Source organism: Cellulomonas sp. A375-1, assembly GCF_001040865.1.
In the GTDB taxonomy this organism is placed as follows: Bacteria; Actinomycetota; Actinomycetes; order Actinomycetales; family Cellulomonadaceae; genus Cellulomonas; species Cellulomonas gelida.
Genome location: NZ_LFKW01000045.1, coordinates 1 through 3,169, shown reverse-complemented (window position 1 = coordinate 3,169; position 3,169 = coordinate 1). Strand labels below are relative to the sequence as shown.

Genomic DNA, 3,169 nt, shown 5'->3' with positions numbered 1-3,169 from the left:
CCGCCGCCGGCGCGGGGGGCGCCTCGGCGGGGACGGCCGCCGCTGCCGCCGGGGCCGCGGCGAGGCCGACGACGAGAGCGCCGATCGCCCACGCGGCGACGCGCCCGAGCGCGCCCCGCAGTCCGCGGCGACCGCGTCCGGTCGTCGCCTGGTGCGTTGGGGTCATCTCACCGCGCCGATCAGGAGTCGTGCCGTCGCAGGGGTGATCGCCCCCGGGCCGCCGGCGAGGTCAAGGGTGGTCGTCCCGACCGAGGTCAGCCAGGACTGCACCGCGGTGTGGCTGCTCGCACCGGGCACGAGCACGACGAGCCGGCCGAGCGCACCGGCTGTCACGGAGTCGATCAGGTGCGCGTCCTTGCCCGCCGCGACGACCACCCGGCGCGTGCCGACGCGGTCGGCGAAGCCCTTCGCGGTCTCGAGCGCGGTGCCGTACCGGTCGTCGCCCGCGTAGCGCACGACCGTGCCCTTGGTGACGAACTCGACCTGCTCGGCCGTCGCGCCGGAGACCGCGCCGGTCCCACCGACGATCGTCGTGCGCGTGACCTTGCGGGCGATGATCGCGCTGCGCGTCGCGGTCGGGAGCTTCTTGCGCGTCGTGAGCAGCACGGGCTGGTCGGTCGCGGCGGCGGCGCCACCCGCGGCGGCCGCGTCGACCAGGTGCGCCTGCTCGCCCGAGGCGAGCACGGCCTGCGACGACGCCGGCATCGCGCGCGCCACCGCGGCGGCCGTGGCGTAGCGGTCGTCGCCCGCGAGGCGCTGCACGTCGTCGACGCCCAGGCGGCGCAGCTCGCGCGACAGCGCCGTCCCCAGCACACCCGTCCCACCCACGAGCCACACGCGTGACGGCGCTCGCGCGATGATCTCGGCCCGGGTCGCCGCCGGGAGCGCGTCGCGCGCCGAGAGCAGCACGGGTGCCTTGCGGGACGCGGCGAACGGACCCGCGACCAGGCCGTCCACGATCGACGCCTGCGTCCCGGCCACCAGCACGACCTCGTCCGAGCTCGACGAGCCCGCACCGCCGAGCGCGACAGCCGTCGCCCACCGGTCGGACCCGCCCCAGCGCGACAGCCCGCACGTCTCCTTGCCGTACCCGCCCGAGGGCAGCCGCTCGACCCACACGGTGTCGGTCAGCCCGTGCCTGGTCGTCGTGATCCGGTAGATGCCCGCGGGTGCGCGCGCGCCACTGTCGCGGTTGCCGTCCCACGCGACGTCGACCCAGCCGCGGCCGCTGCCGGACAGCCGCCGCACGACCGTCCCGGAGCACGCCGAGCGCACGGTCGCCGACCAGCTCGTCGTCGACGCGTTGTAGGCCTGGGCGACGACGGGGTCCCCCGGCGACGCCCACGTGGTGCGTCCGCGCGACTCGACGCGCTGCACCTGGTCAGCGGCGTAGGAGCGGATCGTGCCCAGCCGGTCGTACGTCCGCTGGCCCGGGCACGCGGTCGAGGCGACGTCCCGGTGGCCCATGATCACGGGCAGCGAACCGGTCCAGCCGGGCTTGCGCACGGGGTGCGTGCTGCCCTCGCGCGCCGTGAGCACGGTCGTGCCGAGGGGGTCGCGCGCGAACGTCGCGAGCTTCCACGCCGCGACCTGGGCGACCGAGCGCAGCGCTGCGTCGGGCGGCGTGGTGCCGGTGAAGTCGCCGATGATCGCGATGCCGATGGTGTTCGTGTTGAAGCCGCCCGAGTGCACGCCCAGCGGGATCTGGTCGATCGAGCCCTTGCGCCCCTCGTACACGGTGCCGAACCGGTCGACGAGGAAGTGGTACCCGACGTCGCTCCAGCCGCGACCCTTCACGTGGTACTCGTAGATGCCGCGCACGAGCGCGGGAGCCTGGGCCCGCGAGTAGCCGTTGGCGTTGACCGTGTGGTGCACGACCGCTGCCTGGATGGTCGAGCTCCAGTCGATCGGCTTGCGGATCGACTCGTCCGCGTGCCACTGCGCACGCGTCACGAGCGCGGGCCGCAGCCGCGACGGGCTCACGCCGGCGCTCGCGGCCTCGACACCTTCCTCGGTGCCGTCCTCGACCTCGGTGCCGTCCTCGACCCCGGCGTCGGCGCGCGCCGCGCTGTCGGGCACCGAGGAGACCGTGGCGTCGGCCAGGTCCTCGACGCCCGCGTCGACGAGCGTCGCGGCGAGCCCGGTGGGCGCGATGCCGCTGGCGGTCTCGACGCGCACCTGGAGCCCGTCGGCGCCGGTGCGGACGTAGGGCGTGGTGCCGGGACGCGCGTGCGCGGCCTCGGCGGTGCCCGCGTCGGGCGCCTCGGGGTCGATCTCGAGCTCGGCCCAGCTCGACCACGAGTCGTCGTGCCGCGTGCGCACCAGCACGCGCTCGACGTCCGCACCCGTCGCCCACGTCACCCCGACGACGTCGAAGTCCGTGGTGGCGCGGGCCGGGGTCAGCACGGCGAGCCTGCCGGCGTGGCCCGCGTGCTCCTCGTCGATCTCGACGGGCAGGGCGAGCGAGGCCCGGCTCGTGGCGTCGACGCCGACGGCGAGCGGCACGGTGGTCGTCGAGACGGGCGCGTCGGGTGCGAGCGGGACGAACGTGGTGGCCGCGTCCGCCGTCGAGACAGGGGGTGCGGCGGACACCGCGGGCGCGAGGGTCACGACGAGCGCGGTCGCGACCGCACCGGCGAGCAGGGGCCGGCCGACCGCCTGCGGTACGCGTGCTCGGCGAGGTCGCATCGAGGTGCCCTTCACTGCCGACGTCGGGTGATCCGGGCATGGAGGAAGGGCCCGAACCGCCGTCACAGTAATTCACACCTGTCACACGTGCACGTTTCGCGGACCGTCGGCGCGCCGCGTCGTGGAGCGGGTCTCAGGCCCGCTGGACCACCCGGGAGACGACCTCGAGGTCGGCGTCCTGCACCACCACCGCGCCGGGGCTGCCCGCGGCGATGCGCTCCGCGAGCGGCCTCCCCCGCACGTGTCCCCAGGTCACGAGCGCCGCACCCGCCACGAGCGGGCCGGCCTCCCTCGTCACGACGCGGGCGAGCGCGCCCGGGTCGATCCGCGCGTGCCCGGGGCCACCCACGGCCGTCTTCCAGCGCGTGCTGAGTCGCTGCTGGCGCTGGAGAGCGGCATCGACCACCCGTTCGCGCCCCGCGCGGCGGGCGACGGGGCGCGTCGCGCCGATCAGCGCACGCGGCACGCCGTCCAGGACCCA

At 76.1% G+C, this 3,169-nt stretch carries 2 protein-coding genes; both read right to left on the bottom strand.

Translation table 11 applies throughout. From position 1 onward, the window contains the following. Positions 1 to 162 precede the first annotated feature (162 nt). Positions 163 to 2,688: a cell wall-binding repeat-containing protein gene (locus tag CWIS_RS17480; RefSeq protein WP_156186562.1), complete on the bottom strand. Its 2,526-nt coding sequence runs from the start codon at positions 2,686 to 2,688 to the stop codon at positions 163 to 165. A gap of 133 nt (positions 2,689 to 2,821) precedes the next feature. After that, positions 2,822 to 3,169 (bottom strand): hypothetical protein (locus tag CWIS_RS18640; RefSeq protein ID WP_048342236.1); only part of this gene is annotated, 348 nt, incomplete at its 5' end.

Coding starts and splice junctions, on each gene's coding strand:
- CWIS_RS17480 (WP_156186562.1), bottom strand. CDS start 2,688: ATGCGACCTCGCCGAGCACGCGTACCGCAGGCGGTCGGCCGGCCCCTG.